14 protein-coding genes are annotated in these 18,341 nt (G+C 39.7%); 13 read left to right on the top strand and 1 reads right to left on the bottom strand.

Annotated features, from left to right (window positions below):
• Position 1 precedes the first annotated feature (1 nt).
• The 7 genes from purQ (at position 2) to purD (ending at position 9,143) form a co-directional block, all read left to right on the top strand.
• Positions 2-682: a phosphoribosylformylglycinamidine synthase subunit PurQ gene (purQ, locus tag LG296_RS17010; RefSeq protein WP_107935915.1), complete on the top strand. Its 681-nt coding sequence runs from the start codon at positions 2-4 to the stop codon at positions 680-682.
• Positions 672-2,900 carry a phosphoribosylformylglycinamidine synthase subunit PurL gene (gene purL / locus LG296_RS17005; RefSeq protein ID WP_107935913.1) on the top strand — a complete coding sequence of 743 codons (2,229 nt, stop codon included), beginning with the start codon at positions 672-674 and terminating at the stop codon, positions 2,898-2,900. The genes purQ and purL overlap by 11 nt, the downstream gene beginning before the upstream one ends.
• Positions 2,876-4,300 (top strand): amidophosphoribosyltransferase, encoded by a 1,425-nt coding sequence (purF, locus tag LG296_RS17000; RefSeq protein ID WP_107935910.1) that lies wholly within the window; start codon positions 2,876-2,878, stop codon positions 4,298-4,300. Before purL ends, purF begins: the two co-directional genes overlap by 25 nt.
• Positions 4,301-4,359: 59 nt before the next feature.
• Complete coding sequence (gene purM / locus LG296_RS16995) at positions 4,360-5,415, top strand: phosphoribosylformylglycinamidine cyclo-ligase (RefSeq protein WP_107935908.1); 1,056 nt, start codon at positions 4,360-4,362, stop codon at positions 5,413-5,415.
• Positions 5,415-5,999 carry a phosphoribosylglycinamide formyltransferase gene (purN, locus tag LG296_RS16990; RefSeq protein ID WP_107935906.1) on the top strand — a complete coding sequence of 195 codons (585 nt, stop codon included), beginning with the start codon at positions 5,415-5,417 and terminating at the stop codon, positions 5,997-5,999. Before purM ends, purN begins: the two co-directional genes overlap by 1 nt.
• 103 nt (positions 6,000-6,102) lie before the next feature.
• Positions 6,103-7,629, top strand: a complete 1,527-nt coding sequence (gene purH, locus LG296_RS16985) for a bifunctional phosphoribosylaminoimidazolecarboxamide formyltransferase/IMP cyclohydrolase (RefSeq protein ID WP_107935904.1) — start codon at positions 6,103-6,105, stop codon at positions 7,627-7,629.
• A gap of 254 nt (positions 7,630-7,883) precedes the next feature.
• Positions 7,884-9,143, top strand: coding sequence for a phosphoribosylamine--glycine ligase (gene purD / locus LG296_RS16980; protein WP_107935902.1), 1,260 nt, complete (start codon positions 7,884-7,886; stop codon positions 9,141-9,143).
• A gap of 97 nt (positions 9,144-9,240) precedes the next feature.
• On the opposite strand, the gene LG296_RS16975 is transcribed toward purD, so the two are convergent.
• Positions 9,241-9,717 (bottom strand): DUF2892 domain-containing protein, encoded by a 477-nt coding sequence (locus tag LG296_RS16975; RefSeq protein ID WP_107935900.1) that lies wholly within the window; start codon positions 9,715-9,717, stop codon positions 9,241-9,243.
• 202 nt (positions 9,718-9,919) lie between these two features.
• Between LG296_RS16975 and LG296_RS16970 the strand changes: the two genes are divergently transcribed.
• The 6 genes from LG296_RS16970 (at position 9,920) to ligA (ending at position 18,331) form a co-directional block, all read left to right on the top strand.
• The gene (locus LG296_RS16970) at positions 9,920-11,650 is read left to right on the top strand and encodes an adenine deaminase C-terminal domain-containing protein (protein ID WP_107935898.1); all 1,731 of its coding nucleotides are present in this window, start codon (positions 9,920-9,922) and stop codon (positions 11,648-11,650) included.
• Positions 11,651-11,663: 13 nt separating this feature from the next.
• Positions 11,664-12,710 (top strand): DUF3048 domain-containing protein, encoded by a 1,047-nt coding sequence (locus LG296_RS16965; RefSeq protein WP_107935896.1) that lies wholly within the window; start codon positions 11,664-11,666, stop codon positions 12,708-12,710.
• A gap of 26 nt (positions 12,711-12,736) precedes the next feature.
• Positions 12,737-13,054: a YerC/YecD family TrpR-related protein gene (locus LG296_RS16960; protein ID WP_107935894.1), complete on the top strand. Its 318-nt coding sequence runs from the start codon at positions 12,737-12,739 to the stop codon at positions 13,052-13,054.
• Positions 13,055-13,271: 217 nt separating this feature from the next.
• Entirely contained in the window at positions 13,272-13,964 is a 693-nt protein-coding gene (locus LG296_RS16955) for a heptaprenylglyceryl phosphate synthase (RefSeq protein WP_107935892.1), read from the top strand.
• A gap of 75 nt (positions 13,965-14,039) precedes the next feature.
• Entirely contained in the window at positions 14,040-16,295 is a 2,256-nt protein-coding gene (gene pcrA, locus LG296_RS16950; RefSeq protein WP_107935889.1) for a DNA helicase PcrA, read from the top strand.
• A 35-nt stretch (positions 16,296-16,330) separates the two neighbouring features.
• Positions 16,331-18,331 carry an NAD-dependent DNA ligase LigA gene (gene ligA / locus LG296_RS16945; protein ID WP_107935887.1) on the top strand — a complete coding sequence of 667 codons (2,001 nt, stop codon included), beginning with the start codon at positions 16,331-16,333 and terminating at the stop codon, positions 18,329-18,331.
• The last annotated feature ends 10 nt before the right edge of the window (positions 18,332-18,341 follow it).

Below are 18,341 nucleotides of genomic sequence, written 5' to 3'. Positions count from 1 at the left end.
CATGAAATTCGCAGTACTTGTTTTCCCTGGGTCAAACTGTGACGTTGATATGTATCATGCGATCAAAGACGAACTAGGTGAAGAAGTAGAATACGTTTGGCACGACGCAACAGATTTAAGCGAATTTGATGGCGTTTTAGTACCGGGAGGATTTTCTTACGGCGACTATTTACGCTGTGGTGCAATGGCTAACCAATCGAACGTTATGGCAGAAGTGAAAAAGTTTGCTGAAGCAGGCAAGCCAGTCCTTGGTGTATGTAACGGATTCCAAATTTTAACTGAAGCAGGCTTACTTCCAGGAGCATTACTTCGAAACAAAAACTTAAAGTTCATGTGTCGTACTGTTGAGTTGAAAGTTGAAAATAACGATACATTATTTACACATCAATATGAAGCTGGCCAAATTATCAATGTTCCAATCGCACATGGAGAAGGAAACTACTTCTGTGACGACCAAACACTAGCTGAGTTAAAAGCGAACAATCAAATTGTATTTACATATTCAGGGGAAAATCCAAATGGTAGTCTTGAGGATATTGCAGGAATCATTAACGAACGAGGAAATGTACTAGGAATGATGCCTCACCCAGAGCGTGCTGTGGATACATTACTAGGTAGTGACGACGGACTTAAGGTATTTAAATCTATTGTAAAAATGTGGAGGGAATCACATGTCAGTTAGTTTAGAACCAACTAAAGAGCAAATCAAAGAACAAAAGCTATATGCTTCTATGGGTATGTCAGATGAAGAATTTGCAATGGTAGAGGGTATCTTAGGTCGTCTTCCAAACTGGACTGAAACAGGTCTATTCTCTGTAATGTGGTCTGAACACTGTTCTTACAAAAATTCAAAACCAGTATTACGTAAATTCCCTACAAAAGGTCCTCAAGTTTTACAAGGTCCTGGTGAAGGTGCAGGGATTGTTGATATTGGTGATGAACAAGCGGTTGTTTTCAAGATGGAATCACATAATCACCCTTCAGCAATTGAACCATATCAAGGTGCTGCAACTGGTGTAGGCGGGATTATCCGTGACGTTTTCTCAATGGGTGCTCGTCCGATTGCCATGTTAAACTCATTACGCTTTGGTGAATTACAAACTAAGCGTGGTAAGTATTTGTTTGAAGAAGTAGTTGCAGGGATTGCTGGCTACGGAAACTGTATCGGTATTCCAACAGTAGGTGGCGAAATTCAATTCGATCCATGCTATGAGGGGAATCCACTTGTAAACGCAATGTGTGTTGGCCTAATCGACCATAAGGACATTCAGCGCGGAATTGCTGCTGGAGTTGGTAACACAGTGATGTACGTTGGTGCTAAAACAGGTCGTGATGGAATTCATGGTGCGACATTTGCATCGGAAGAACTGTCAGAAGCTTCAGAAGAAAAGCGACCAGCAGTTCAAGTTGGGGACCCATTCATGGAAAAACTTTTACTTGAAGCATGTCTAGAGGTTGTAAAGTCAGATGCTCTTGTAGGAATTCAGGATATGGGTGCAGCAGGTCTTACTTCATCGTCAGCAGAAATGGCTTCAAAAGCTGGTTCTGGCGTGGAAATGAATTTAAATCTAGTACCTCAACGTGAAACAGGAATGACAGCTTACGAAATGATGTTATCTGAATCACAAGAACGCATGCTACTCGTTGTGAAAAAAGGGCGCGAAGATGAAATCAAAGTGATTTTTGAAAAATACGGTTTAGATGCTGTAGCAATTGGCCGCGTTACAGATGATAAAATGCTTCGTTTATTACATAAAGGAGAAGTGGTTGCAGAGGTTCCTGCTGATGCGCTTGCTGAAGATGCACCAGTTTACAATAAGCCATCACAGGAGCCTGCATACTTTGCAGAGTTCCAAGCAATTGAAAATAGTGAACCAGAAGTAGTTAACTATAAAGATACTTTACTAGGATTGCTTCAGGCACCAACAATTGCTTCTAAAGAGTGGGTTTACGACCAATATGATTACCAAGTACGTACAAATACAATTGTTGCACCTGGATCAGATGCGGCTGTATTACGTGTTCGTGGTACAAATAAAGGTCTTGCAATGACAACTGACTGTAACTCTCGTTATATTTTCTTAGATCCTGAAATGGGTGGGAAAATTGCAGTAGCAGAAGCCGCACGTAATATCGTTGCTTCAGGTGGGCGACCACTTGCAATCACGGACTGTCTAAATTTTGGGAATCCAGAAAAACCAGAAATCTTCTGGCAAATTGAAAAATCAGCAGATGGTATCTCAGCAGCATGTACAGCACTGAATGCACCAGTAATCGGTGGGAACGTATCCCTTTATAACGAGCGTTCTGGTGAAGCGGTGTATCCAACACCAACAATTGGTATGGTTGGTTTAGTAGAGGATTTGGCACATGTAACTACTCAACAAGTTAAAGCTGCTGGCGATGTTGTTTACTTAGTAGGCGAGACGGCTACTGAGTTCGGTGGATCTGAGCTACAAAAGCTGGTCTACGGCAAAATCTTCGGTAAAGCACCTTATATTGATTTAGAGGTAGAAGCAAGCCGTCAAGAATCAATTTTAACTGCAATCCGTGAAGGGTTATTACAATCTGCACATGACGTTTCAGAAGGTGGCGTAGCAGTAGCTTTAGCTGAGAAAGCGTTTGGAGCAGCGGGCTTAGGTATAGACGTAACTTTAGAAGGCTCTGCTGTAACGGCTTTATTTAGTGAAACTCAATCACGTTTTGTTGTGACAGTAAAAGAAGAAAATGCAGCTGCATTTGAAAAAGTAATTCCTGATGCGAAGAAAATCGGTATTGTAACAGCTGATGCAAATATTACAATCAACGGTGATACTGGCGTTCTTTTAGAAGGTACAGTGGAGGAATTCCGTTCTGCTTGGAAAGGAGCTATCCCATGCTTGGTGAAATCAGAGGCTTAAACGAAGAATGTGGTGTATTCGGAATTTGGGGACATCCTGATGCTGCACAACTTAGCTACTATGGTCTACATGCACTTCAACACCGTGGTCAAGAGGGAGCAGGGATCGTCGTAACTGACGGTCACTCTCTTCGTGCGGTAAAAGGTGAAGGACTAGTAAATGATGTATTTAATGAGGCAAACATAAGTGCTGCCAAAGGTAACTCGGCAATTGCCCATGTTCGTTACACTACTGCCGGTGGTGGGGGAATTGAAAATGTACAGCCATTATTATTCCGTTCCTCAACTGGTACATTAGCGATTGCCCATAACGGGAATTTAGTAAATGCTAATCATTTAAAGCAGCATTTAGAGCGCTCGGGAAGTATTTTTCAATCTACTTCTGATACAGAAGTTGTTGTCCATTTGATCAAGAAAAGTAAAAAGCCAGGCTTCCGTGAACAAGTAAAGGAATCACTTTCTCTATTAAAAGGTGCTTTTTCATTCTTGATTCTTACAAAGGAAGGCATGATGGTTGCCCGTGATCGTAATGGTTTACGTCCTTTGTCTCTTGGTAAATTAGGAGATGCATATGTTGTCGCATCGGAAACCTGTGCATTTGATTTAATTGGTGCTGAGTTTGTAAGAGAAGTAGAACCAGGGGAGCTATTGATCATTACAGATAATGGTATTGAAGAGGATCGCTTCGTTCAAATGGAAAAACGTGCAATGTGTGCGATGGAGTATGTATACTTCGCTCGTCCAGATTCCAATATCGATGAAATAAACATTCATGCTGCACGAAAACGTATGGGGAAACAATTGGCGAAAGAGTGCTTTGGAATTGAAGCAGATGTTGTAACAGGTGTTCCTGATTCATCAATTTCAGCGGCAATTGGTTTTGCTGAAGAAAGCGGCATCCCTTATGAGCTTGGTTTGATCAAAAATCGCTATACTGGTCGTACTTTCATTCAGCCTACACAAGAGCTTCGTGAACGTGGAGTGAAGATGAAGCTTTCGCCAGTCGTACAGGTGGTTAAAGGGAAGCGTGTCATTATGGTGGATGATTCCATTGTACGCGGCACTACATCACGTAGAATTGTGAACATGCTAAAAGAGGCTGGGGCAACAGAAGTCCATGTTCTCATTTCATCACCGCCGATGAAAAATCCTTGCTTCTATGGTATAGATACGTCAACAAGCGAAGAGCTTATTGCGTCCAATATGAGTGTAGAGGAAATGCGTGAAGCCATTGGTGCGGATACGTTAACCTTCCTTTCAGCAGATGGACTGGTAGAAGCTACTGCACGTGCATTTGAGGACGAAACTCGCGGACTTTGCATGGCGTGCTTTACAGGGGATTATCCAACAGAGATTTTCCCAGATACAGTATTACCACATGTGAAGGAATTGCAGCATTAAACACTTGCCCTGATACTTCTACATCGCGGCGAAATGATTAAGAGGAGGATTCAACAGTCATGTCAAAAGCATATGAACAAGCGGGCGTTAATATTGAGGCTGGATACGAGGCCGTAAACCGAATGAAATCCCACGTAGAACGTACAAATCGTTTAGGTGTAATGGGTACATTTGGTGGCTTCGGAGGCATGTTTGACTTGTCCTCTTTAAACTTAAAGGAACCGGTTCTAATTTCAGGTACTGATGGTGTTGGGACAAAATTAAAGCTTGCATTTATGGTCGATAAACACGATACAATTGGCGTTGATTGTGTGGCAATGTGTGTTAACGACATCGTTGCTCAGGGTGCAGAGCCACTTTATTTCTTAGATTATGTGGCAGTTGGAAAAGCTGAACCTGCGAAAATTGAACAAATCGTAAAGGGCGTAGCAGATGGCTGTGTGCAAGCTGGATGTGCTTTAATTGGCGGGGAAACAGCTGAAATGCCAGGACTTTACGAAGAAGATGAATATGATCTAGCGGGGTTTGCAGTAGGGGCTTGTGAAAAAGCGAATGTCGTTACTGGAGAGAAAATTGCAGAAGGTGACGTTCTAATTGGTCTAGCTTCAAGCGGTGTTCATTCCAACGGTTATTCGCTAGTTCGTAAAATTGTCTTTACTGATAATGGATTCGCAGTTGACGAGGTTGTGGATGGCTATGAGGATCTTGGTCCAATCGGCGAAGCCTTGCTTGTACCCACTAAAATATATGCAAAGCCTGTGCTCGAAATCTTGAAGCAAGCAGATATTCACGGTATGGCCCATGTTACAGGTGGCGGTTTCTATGAAAACCTTCCTCGTATGATGCCTGAGGGATTAGCTACTGAAATCGAGCTAGGCTCTTGGCCAGTTTTACGTATATTTGATTTTTTACAGGACAAAGGTGCTTTAGCTGATAAAGATTTATATAACGTTTTTAATATGGGCATTGGATATGTTCTTTCAGTTCCAGCTTCCGAAGCGGACAAGGTTCTTGCCATTGCAGAAGAAAATGGTGAACAAGCTTACAAAATTGGTCGTGTCGTTAAAGGAGAAGGTGTCGTATTTAACGGGTCACATGATGGGAGCTTGAAATAATGACTACCAAAATTGCCATATTTGCTTCTGGTAGCGGGAGCAATTTTCAAGCAATCCAAACAGCTATCGAAAACGGGAAGCTAGATGCAGAGATTGGAGTCGTCGTAACGGATAAACCAGATGCTTACGTTGTAAAACGTGCAGAAAATTTTGGCATTCCAGTATTCTCGTTCGTTGCAAAGCAATATGAATCAAAAGCAGATTATGAGCAGGAAATTATTAATATTCTAAAAGAGCATGAAGTACAATGGGTAATTCTTGCTGGATACATGCGTTTAATAGGTAACACTTTACTGTCTGCTTATTCGAATCGAATTGTGAATATTCACCCCTCCTTACTCCCTGCGTTTCCGGGCAAAGATGCTATTGGACAAGCATTAGAGCATGGTGTCAAGGTTACGGGCGTAACGGTTCATTTTGTTGATGAGGGTTTGGATACTGGTCCAATTCTTAGTCAGGCGGCAGTAGATGTTGTAGAAGGAAATCGTTCTGCAACAGAAGCCAAGATTCATGCACTTGAGCATGAGCTTTACACAAGCACATTGCAAAAGCTGTTTAAAAAGGAAATTAAATTATTTCATTAATTTATAAAAGTTCCTAAGAGCTGTTAATTTCGAGCCGAGCTTCATTATTTGATGCTCCCGAAATACTGTACTTAATTTATTTACATAATTGGAGGTCTTTTTCGTGGCGAAACGTGCACTTATTAGTGTTTCTAACAAAGATGGTATTTTAGAATTTGCAAAAGAATTGGTAGCATTAGATTACGAGATTTTATCAACTGGTGGTACGAAAAAAATGCTGCAGGATAACGATGTACCTGTAACGGCTGTTGATGAAGTAACAAAATTCCCTGAGATTCTAGATGGGCGTGTAAAAACCTTGAACCCATTAATTCACGGGGGTTTGTTAGGCAAATTTGACGATCCTTCTCACCAAGCACAAATGAATGAACATGGTATCGAACCGATTGAAATTGTTTGTGTAAATCTGTATCCGTTTGTAGAAACAATTTCAAAACCGAATGTAACCTGGGATGATGCAATCGAAAATATCGATATCGGTGGTCCAACAATGTTACGCTCTGCAGCGAAAAACCATCAATATGTAACAGTAATCGTAGACTCAGATGACTATGCAAAAGTACTTGAAGAACTAAAAGCACAAGGGTCTACAGGTCTTGAAACACGTAAACGTTTGGCAGCAAAAGTATTCCGTCATACAGCAGCTTATGATTCATATATCTCGAATTACTTAACTGAAGAAGAGTTCCCTGAAAATTTAACAATGACATATGAGTTAAAACAAACTTTACGTTACGGGGAAAATCCACATCAAAAGGCTGCATTCTATCAAAAACGTTTAGGCTCTGATTTTTCATTAGCCTATGCTACTCAATTACACGGTAAAGAACTATCCTATAATAATATTCAAGATGGCAATGCGGCTCTACAAATCGTGAAGGAATTTGATATTCCTTCTGCTGTTGCAGTTAAGCATATGAATCCTTGTGGAGTAGGTACTGGTACGACTATTGAGGAAGCTTTTGATAAGGCTTACGAGGCGGATCCGACTTCTATCTTTGGAGGAATTATCGCCTTAAACCGTGAAGTAGATGTTGCTACAGCTGAAAAATTAAGCGGCATTTTCTTAGAAATCATTATTGCGCCTTCATTCACAGAGGAAGCTCTAGCAATTTTAACTCAAAAGAAAAATATTCGTTTAATGACTATTAACTTCGCACAGGAAAACCAAGACAAGTTAAAAGTGGTTTCTGTTGAAGGTGGTTTATTAGTTCAAGAAGACGATGCTTTCGGATTCGCGGAAGCAGACGTTAAAGTTGTAACAGACCGTGAGCCTACTGAAGAAGAGTGGGCAGCTTTAAAACTAGGCTGGGCTGTAGTTAAGCACGTGAAATCGAACGCAATTGTTGTAACGGATACTCAAATGACATTAGGTGTTGGTGCTGGTCAAATGAATCGCGTGGGCTCTGCAAAAATTGCTCTAGAGCAAGCAGGTGAAAAAGCAAAGGGTGCAGCTTTGGCATCTGACGCGTTCTTCCCGATGAACGATACTGTTGAAACAGCTGCTTCAGCGGGTATCACAGCAATCATCCAACCAGGAGGCTCTATCAAGGACCAAGACTCTATCGACAAAGCCAATGAATACGGAATCGCTATGATATTTACAGGTGTACGTCATTTTAAACACTAATTTAGAATAAGAGTATGAAGTGGTATTGAAACGCTCGGCGATGAGCCGGGCGTTTTTTAGGGGTAACTAGGTGTTTGTTGGCTTTGTGCTGGGAATAGGAAATAGGATGGTAGGGTGCCAGCAAACTATTTGAAGTGGCAAGTAACCTAACGAAAGTCGCAAGTATTCTCTTAAAACTCTCAAGTAATCGAGCAACCAAAGCGCAGCGCTCATAACTAAGTAAATTAAAAACATAAATATAGGAGGCATTTCACATGAACATTCTTGTAATTGGTAGTGGTGGACGTGAACATGCTATTGCAAAGAAATTTAATGACTCTCCTTCAGTTGAGAAGGTGTTTGTTGCACCTGGAAATGATGGGATGAGGCAGGATGCTGAAATCGTTGCTTTAGATGCGATGGATTTTGCAGGACTTGCTCAATTTGCAAAGGAGAATGAAATCGATTTGACGTTTGTTGGACCTGAGCAACCTTTAGCAGGAGGAATTGTAGACTTCTTCCAAGCAAGAGGGCTACAAATTTTTGGGCCAACAAAAGCGGCAGCTTTTATCGAAGGCAGTAAATCCTATGCTAAAGAAATTATGCAAAAATATAATGTCCCAACTGCTGCATATGAAACCTTTACGGATGTCAAAGAGGCTGTAGAGTATGTTCAACAGCAGGGTGCACCAATTGTTGTGAAAGCGGATGGATTAGCGGCAGGGAAGGGTGTTATTGTCGCTATGACGGAGCAAGAAGCAATCGATGCTATTAACGATATGATTGGCAATCAACGTTTTGGTGAGTCGTCATCTCGTGTGGTAATTGAAGAGTTTTTAGACGGGGAAGAGTTCTCCTTCATGTCATTTGTTCATAAGGGTCAAATTTATCCAATGGTAATTGCACAGGATCATAAGCGTGCTTACGATGGAGACAAAGGGCCAAACACAGGTGGAATGGGAGCATATTCACCAGTTCCTCAAATCACACAAGAGTATATTTCCAGAGCATATATCGAGATTGTTGAGCCAACTGTTAAGGCGATGGAAGAAGAAGGAGTATCCTTTACGGGAATCCTGTATGCAGGCTTGATATTAACGAAGCAAGGTCCAAAAGTAATTGAATTTAATGCCCGTTTCGGTGACCCTGAAACGCAGGTAGTTCTTCCACGTATGGCCTCAGACTTTGGTTTATTCATGAAAGCCATGATGGAGGAAAAATATTTTGATCTACAGTGGTCTGACGAAGCAATGTTAGGTGTTGTTATTGCAGCAGAAAACTATCCAGGTGATGTAGAAAAAGGGAATCCACTTCCGGACTTAAATAGTTTAACCGAAAATTATGAGGTTTATCATGCTGGAACTAAACTCGTAGAGAATCAATTTGTGGGCAATGGAGGCAGAGTTCTTTTGGTTGCAGCAAAAGCAGCTACATTAAAAGAAGCACAAGAACAAGTATATGAAGGCATTGAACAACAAAAATGGGATAAATTTTTCTATCGTAAAGATATAGGCTGGAGAACTTTCCAGGACTAATAAAAATGGCAAGAGGAATAGACGCCTCTTGCCATAATTTATCTTATCGGGCAAAAGCCAATACTAAAAATAATATATTAGCGTTAGCTCTTATCCGTTATTTTGAAGAGTGTGTATTTTTCCCTGAACCAGCACCGGCAGCAGTTTTTACCGCCTGTGAAGCAGTATTTTTTAAGGAGTCATTTTGCGTTGTATTCGATACGATTTGGCCAATGTCATTAGCCGCTTTTTCAATACTAGAGCCAGTGTTAGACTGACCACCGCTAGAATCTGAAGCTCCTGTACCCCATTTTTCTGTATAGAAGTCGTTATAGGCACTCATAAGGTGATCGCCATCTAAGTAATCATTAAAGGATGTTGCAACGGCTTCTTTTACATTAGAATTAATTAAAGCTTTTACGGGACAATAAAGGAAAATGCCTTCTGCCACCTTCATGGCACCTGCTGCGACGAAAAGAGCACCTATGCCACGATTACCGGATTCCTTTGAGAGGTGAGCAATTCCGCATGCTGTTAAACCTGTACCCAGAGCTAAACGGACAAAACCATTTCTTTCTGAAATATTCTCTTCCATGTAAAGTCACTCCCCTTATAAAAGTTATTGAGTAGCAAATTTAAATCTTTTCTTTAAAAAAATGCTGTGATACGATAAAAACACTATATTTTTTCTAAATACTCAATTAATATTTGAACATTTTTTGAGCAAAGTTAGTATGTGCGTATAAAAGTCGATTAACCAAAATAAATTTTATAAGTAATAGAAGGGAGTGTTAAAAATGCCAGAATCTACCTGGAGGATTCACGAAATTCGAAAACAAGTGGCTGTAATCGATGGAAAACTAGCACCATCAATGGTTTTAAAAAATGCTCGCTTTCTACATAGTGTGCTAAAAAAATGGCTAGTAGGAAACATATGGATTTTAGGGAATCGAATTGTATATGTAGGTAATGAGATGCCAATAGAGATGTCTAAAACGGAAGTCATTGATTTGGATGGAAAAGTAGTTGTACCTGGATACATTGAGCCACATGTACATCCAACACAATTGTATAATCCACATTCATTTGCAGATTTTGCTGCTCAAACTGGAACAACAACATTCATTGCTGATAACATGACATTCGCTCTTTCATTGTCAAATCAGAAAGCGTTTACAATTATGGATCAATTAAAAAAATTGCCGTTTTCATTTTACTGGTGGGCGAGATTTGATTCACAAACAGAGCTACAAAATGAAGATGAAATTTTTACTAATAAATCTGTTTTAGAATGGCTAGGGCGGGATGATGTGCTTCTAGGTGGCGAGTTAACTGGATGGCCACGTTTAGTTCGTGGAGATGATCTAATGCTAAGCTGGATTCAAGCGGCGAAAATGAAAGGGAAAAAGATTGAAGGTCATTTTCCCGGTGCATCAGAAAAGACAATCGCTCGTATGAAGCTTTTTGGAGCAGATAGTGATCATGAAGCTATGACGGTTGAAGAAGTAGAGAAAAGAATTCTGCATGGTTTAGATGTGACATTACGTCATTCTTCAATTCGTCCAGATTTACCGCAATTACTAAAAGGGATTTTAGATAAGGAGCTAGACATATTTGATCATTTAATGATGACGACAGATGGTTCTACTCCTGCATTCCATGAGGATGGTGTCATGGATAAATGTATTCGTATTGCACTAGAAGAGGGTGTCTCGCCAATTGATGCCTATAATATGGCTTCATACAACATTGCCCGTTACTATAATAAATCACATTTACATGGGTTAATTGCAACTGGGCGTTTTGCTACGTTGAATATTCTGAAAAATGAAAAGACACCAAATCCTGAATCGGTTTTATCTAAAGGCGTTTGGCTAAAAAGGGATGATAAAAAGGTAAATGCTCTTCCAAAAATTAAATGGGACCAATACGATACCTTTACAATTCCTTTTGATATTTCAGATGATGATTTTCAATTTTCAATGCCTATAGGAATTCATTTGACTAATGAGGTTATTACCAAGCCATATTCTATTAATCTTCAGTTTAGTAAAAAGGAGCTTCCTCTAGACAATGATGAAAGCTATCTTATGCTAATCGACAGAAAAGGCAAGTGGCGTGTTAATACTATGCTCAAGGGATTCGATACGCATATTAAAGGATTTGCTTCCTCTTATTCAAGTACTGGTGAAATTATTTTAATAGGAAAAAGCATAGAAGATATGAAGTTCGCATTTAATGAACTAAAGAGAATAAATGGTGGAATTGTTCTAGCAGAAAATAAAGAAGTAGTTGCATCAATCCCGCTTAAAATAAACGGCAAGGTTTTTGATGGTGAAGTAGAAGAGTTGATACAATATGAGAAAAAGCTATCAAAAGCTCTTAACGATAGAGGATATAGTCACTCAGATGCAATCTATACCTTATTCTTTTTACAATCCACACATTTACCATATATTCGTATCACTCCACAAGGTATATATGATGTCATGAAAAAGAAAGTGATGTTGCCTGCTGTGATGCGCTAAAGGAGCGAATTCTATGCGTGTAAATCAAGTTTTTCCAGTGCTTGCCTGTCTATGCTTATTAGCTGGATGTGGCGACAAAGAGAAAGTCGTAGAAGCAAACACAAACAATACTAGTGAAGAAGTAGTGCCTGTAACAGGAGAAGAAAGCACGTTCCCCTATTTTGCACCATTTACAGGCATGGGTGTTGCAAATGAGATTACCCAGCGCCCTATTCTAGCAACTATTAATAATTATCCTGATGCACGTCCACAATCAGGTTTAGAATCGGCTGACGTGATTTATGAAATGCTCGCAGAAGGTGATGTTACTAGATTACTAGCGTTATATCAATCGGAAATTCCAGAATCGATTGGACCAATACGTAGTGCGCGGGATTACTTTATTGAATTAGCTGCAGGGCTCGATGCCTTTTACATTGCCCATGGCTATAGCCCAGAAGCTCAGCAGCAATTAGTCAATGGGTTTGTTGACAATGTAAACGGTATGCAATATGACGGAATCCTATTTAAACGTTCGTCTGACCGTGTTGCACCACATAATTCTTACTTCCCTGGTGAAAATTTAGAAACTGCTGCGGATAAAGTGAACGCTTCACTTCTTTATCAGAAAAAAGTATCGTATACTTATTATAAAGAGGATGAAAGTGTTAAAATAGGGACTGAGGCAGAATCAGTAGCTATTACTTATAGTAATAATGACATGTTTAATAGCTTATACACTTATGATGGTGAAAGTAATACCTATACACGACAATCAGGAAATGCAGAAACAATCGATTATTTAACAAATAAGAAGGTAGAGCTTTCGAATGTCTTGTTTTTTGAAATGAGCCATTCCATTATAGACAGTGAAGGTCGTCGCGAAATTGATTTAACTTCTGGTGGGACTGCTTATGTTTTTCAGCAAGGCTTAATGCGGGAGGTACGCTGGGAAAATAGAGATGGCGTATTAAAAGCAGTTGAAGAGGATGGTAGTGAAGTGAAATTAACCCCAGGAAAAACATGGGTTCATTTCGTACCGACAAAACCAGGAATTACTACATCGGTAAAATATTCGTAGCAAATGCGAAAGGATGAAGATTATAAATGCAAATCGATAAAATTCGTGGGCATCAAACTGAACAATTATTTAAGGCTGTATTAGAGTTGAAGGATATAGAGGAATGCTATAAGTTCTTCGATGATTTATGTACGATCAGTGAAATTCAATCATTAGCACAACGATTTGAAGTAGCTCATTTATTGCGTCTAAAGAAAACGTATGAATCCATTAAAAAGGAAACAGGTGCATCGACTGCAACGATTTCACGTGTGCGACGCTGTTTTGATTATGGAAATGATACTTACGATGAAATGTTGGGACGTCTTTATCCAGACGAAAAACCGTTTCAGGCTTCAAAATAATAATCGATTAAATAAAAATAGGCTGTTTAGTTAGTCAAAGAACAAGACTTGCTAAATAGCCTTTTACCATTCTTTAAAGTAATACATAGGATAAAACTGCATGGATTTTAGAAGAATGAAAACTTTTTGATTTAGTGCACTTTACGTTATACTTGAAGACGAATATTAAGAGTCAAAACATATAAATATTAGGGTTGATAGGTGGGAAGTAAGGAATATGGAATATAAAAATTGGCGACATGTGTTCAAAATTGATCCTGCAAAAGAGCTGTCAGAGGAAGCATTAGAGATGGTATGTGAATCTGGAACTGATGTCATATTAGTTGGCGGTACAGATGATGTAACACTAGAAAATGTGATAGATATATTACTTCGTGTACGACGTTTTTCAGTACCGGTTGCACTGGAAATTTCCAATGTAGACGCAATTTTAGCTGGCTTTGACTATTATTTTATACCAAGTGTATTAAACAGTCAGGATACAAAATGGGTAAAGGATTTGCATCATGAAGCGATTAAAGAATATGGTGATATTTTAGTTTGGGATGAGCTGATTGCTGAAGGCTATTGTGTGTTAAATCCAGATTGCAAGGTAGCCCAGGTAACAGACGCGAAGACGGATTTAACGAAGGATGACGTGATTGCTTACGCACGCTTAGCTGAAAACTATTTTAAATTACCGATTTTTTATCTTGAATATAGTGGTGCTTATGGTGACGAAGAGATTGTTGCTTCTGTAAAGGAAGTTTTAGACGAGACTCGACTTTTCTATGGCGGTGGTATTACTGGTCCGGAGCAAGCGGCTGAGATGGCTCGTCTTGCAGATACAGTCGTTGTAGGGAATATTATTTATGATGATTTAAAACAAGCCCTGAAAACAGTTGAGGCGGTAAAGAACGTTACTATTTAAATATAAAATTCACAAGCTAAAAGAAATTCGTTATAATAAAAACAGAACAAATGTTTGTGTAGAAGGCGGTGCATCATGGAACAAATAACGAAAAATTTACTTAATGGAATGAATCCACAACAGGCTGAAGCGGTAAAAACAACAGATGGCCCATTGTTAATTATGGCGGGGGCGGGATCTGGTAAAACTCGTGTTTTAACGCACCGTATTGCTTATCTAGTTGTTGAGAAGGAAGTCTATCCTTCTAAAATATTAGCTATTACATTTACCAATAAGGCAGCTCGAGAAATGCGTGAACGTATCGATAACCTGCTTGGAAACGGTACGACACAAAGTATGTGGGTATCAACCTTCCACTCAATGTGTGTACGTATTTTAAGACGTAATATCGATCGAATTGGTATTTCAAAAAACTTCTCTATTTTAGATTCAAGTGACCAGTTAACTGTAGTGAAAAATGTGTTAAAAGAATTGAATATTGATTCAAAACGTTTTGAGCCTAGAGCTATCTTAAATGCTATTAGCTCTGCCAAAAATGAATGTATCACTGCAGATATGTACAAGGCTAACAGTAATCCTAGTAATCCATATGAAAAAGTAATTTCTCAGGTCTATGAAGGCTATGAGAAAAGACTGCGTCGAAACCAATCATTGGATTTTGATGATTTGATTATGACGACAATTACACTTTTTGAGCGTGTACCAGAGGTGTTGGAATTCTACCAAAATAAATTCCAATACATACATGTAGATGAGTATCAGGATACCAACCATTCACAATATAAGCTTGTTCAATTACTAGCACAAAAATTTAAAAACATATGTGTCGTAGGGGATTCCGACCAATCGATTTATCGTTGGCGTGGAGCAGATATCGGCAATATTTTATCCTTTGAAAAGGATTATCCAAAAGCTAAAGTCATTCTTCTTGAGCAAAACTATCGCTCGACAAAACGCATTCTAAAGGCTGCTAATGATGTCATTGAGCATAACGAAAGCCGTTATCCAAAGAAATTACGTACAGAAAATTTAGATGGTGAAAAGCTTGTTCATTACAAGGCTTCAAATGAGCAGGATGAAGCACAATTTGTCGTGCAGACAATCCAAAAGCTTATGGAAAAGGAAAACCGCTCATTAGATGATTTTGCGATTCTTTACCGTACCAATGCCCAGTCCCGTGTGATGGAGGAAGTGCTCGTTAAGTCGAATATGACCTATCAGATCGTTGGCGGAACTAAGTTCTATGACCGTAAAGAGATTAAAGACTTGTTAGCTTACTTACGATTGATAGCCAATAATGATGATGATTTATCTTTGGCAAGAATTATTAACGAGCCGAAGCGAAGCATTGGAGCAACTTCCTTTGAAAAGATTGCCTCTTACGCAATTGGACAAGACCGTTCAATTTTTGATGCCATGAAGGAAGTGTTATTCATGGGGATTACAGGAAGAGCGGCAAGCAGTGTGGAGAAATTCCATCAGTTAATAGAAGATTTCACTAAAATGCAGGACTATCTGTCAGTAACAGAGCTTGTTGAACAAGTTATCGAGAAATCTGGCTACCGAGCTATGCTGGAAAACGAAAAAACGATTGAAGCAGAAAGTCGTTTAGAAAATATAGAAGAGTTTTTATCTGTTACGAAGGCTTTTGAAGAGCGTAGTGATGACAAGTCGCTAATTGCTTTTTTAACAGACTTAAGCTTAATAGCAGACATTGACTCATTAGATAAAGAAGATACATCAAAAGGTACTATTATTCTAATGACAATGCACTCTGCAAAAGGATTAGAATTCCCAGTAGTATTTATTATCGGAATGGAGGAGAATATTTTCCCGCATTCACGTTCATTGGATGATGCCGCTGAGATGGAAGAAGAACGTCGTCTAGCTTATGTTGGAATTACCCGTGCTGAACAAAGATTGTATTTAACCTGTGCTGGTTCCCGAACATTGTACGGACGCTCAAGCTTCAATATGCCTTCTCGATTCCTGCAAGAAATATCAGAAGACATCATTGAACAAATTTCAAAATCAGGCAATCGCTTTGATGAGGATGAATTGCCATTTGGTGCAGGAAGAAGCCGTGCACAAAGCCAAAGACGTCGTACTATCGGTGATGTCCAAACGAAGCCTCAAATTGCAAGCCTACAAGCTACAGGTGGAAACCAAATGGAATGGAGAGCTGGCGATAAGGCGGTCCATGGTAAGTGGGGAACAGGTACTGTAGTAAGTGTTAAAGGTGAGAATGATGGCCTTGAGCTGGATATTGCATTCCCGAACGTAGGCATTAAGCGTTTATTGGCTAAATTTGCACCAATTACAAAAGGTTAATTAACAAAGTATTGATGTGATGATGGAGGAATAACATGAACGAAATCGAAAAACGAATTGCCGAGCTAAATAAACTGCTTCATGAGTATGGGCATGCTTACTACGTAATGGATAAACCACTTGTGTCAGATGCTGTCTATGATCAGCTTTTACATGAATTAATCGCTCTTGAAAAAGAGAATCCATCATTGATTTATCCTGATTCTCCGACAACTCGTGTTGGGGGCGCTCCACTTGGAGGCTTTAAAAAGGTAACCCATACTTATCCGATGCTCAGTTTATCGAATGCATTTGGTGAAGAGGATCTAAGAGATTTCGACCGAAAAATTCGCCAAGCAATCGGTGATGACTTTTCATATGTTTGTGAGCTGAAAATTGATGGGTTAGCCATTTCCCTGCGCTATGAAAACGGTGTGTTTGTACAAGGTGCTACGCGTGGAGACGGGACTGTTGGTGAGGACATCACGGCTAACCTAAAAACAATCCGTGCTATTCCTCTTCGTTTAAAGGAACCGGTAACAATCGAAGTGCGCGGTGAAGCTTACATGCCTAAAAAATCCTTTGAAGCATTGAATCAAGCCCGTAGAGAAAAGGGTGAAGAGCTTTTTGCCAACCCGCGTAACGCGGCTGCAGGCTCACTTCGTCAGCTTGATCCCAAAATTGCTGCCAGCCGAAATCTATCAACGTTTATTTACTCGATTGGTGGAGATGGTGAAGCATATGGAATTGATTCGCATGCGGAAATGCTAGATTATTTAGAGACATTAGGCTTCCCATCAAATAAAGAGCGTGAGTTTTGTGAAACAATTGAGGACGTACTGTCGTTTATAAATAAGTGGACAGATAATCGCCCTAGCCTTCCTTATGAGATTGATGGAATTGTCGTAAAGGTAAATCGCTATGCCCACCAAGATGAGCTAGGATATACGGCAAAAAGTCCTCGTTGGGCAATTGCTTACAAATTTCCTGCAGAAGAGGTTGTTACAACAATTACAGGAATCGAGTTAACAGTAGGACGTACAGGAGTGATTACGCCAACCGCTATTTTAAATCCTGTACAAGTAGCTGGAACAACTGTAGGAAGAGCTTCACTTCATAATGAAGACTTAATTCGTGAAAAGGATATTCGAATTGGAGATACGGTTATTATTCATAAAGCAGGTGATATTATCCCAGAGGTTGTAGGGGTAATCCTTGAACAACGACCTGAAGAATCTATTCCTTTTGAAATGCCGACCAATTGTATTGCATGTGGAAGCGAATTAGTACGTATTGAAGGAGAAGTAGCCTTACGCTGTGTAAATCCTACTTGCCCTGCACAAATCGCAGAGGGAATTAAGCATTTCGTTTCGCGTAATGCTATGAATATCGATGGACTTGGCGAAAAGGTAGTAGAACAGCTCCTTCGAGCAGAGTATATTCGTGATGTTGCTGACCTTTATCATCTAGAAAAGGAGCAGCTTGTAAAACTTGAACGTATGGGTGAGAAATCCGCTACCAATTTAGTAGAAGCCATTGAACGTTCAAAAGAAAATTCAGTAGAGCGTTTGCTATTTGGTTTAGGAATTCGTCATGTTGGAGAAAAGGCTGCAAAACTTTTAGCGGAACAATTTGAATCGATGGATGCTCTAATGCTCGCAAAAGAGGAAGATGTCACTGAAGTTCATGAAATTGGAGATAAAATGGCTGATTCCATCGTTACTTATTTTACTAGTGATGAAGTGAAAGAGTTAATCGAACGACTAAAAGCTGCTGGCGTCAATATGCTGTACAAAGGGAAAAAAGTACAGGTTGAAGCAGGCGAAAATCCATTTGCAGGCAAGACAATTGTTTTAACAGGTAAATTATCACAATTGACACGTAATGAAGCAAAGGCGAAAATAGAAGAGTTGGGCGGAACCGTTACAGGTAGTGTTAGTAAGAAAACAGACCTTGTAATTGCAGGCGAGGATGCCGGTTCAAAGCTAACAAAAGCAACAGAACTAGGTATCGAAGTTTGGGACGAAGACCGCCTAGTTGAACAATTACAACAGTAAAGGAGTTTCA

Source organism: Ureibacillus chungkukjangi (genome assembly GCF_044795995.1).
GTDB classification, from domain to species: domain Bacteria; phylum Bacillota; class Bacilli; order Bacillales_A; family Planococcaceae; genus Ureibacillus; species Ureibacillus chungkukjangi.
Note: the sequence above shows the minus strand (reverse complement) of the source record. Positions and strands in the feature narration are given on the sequence as shown.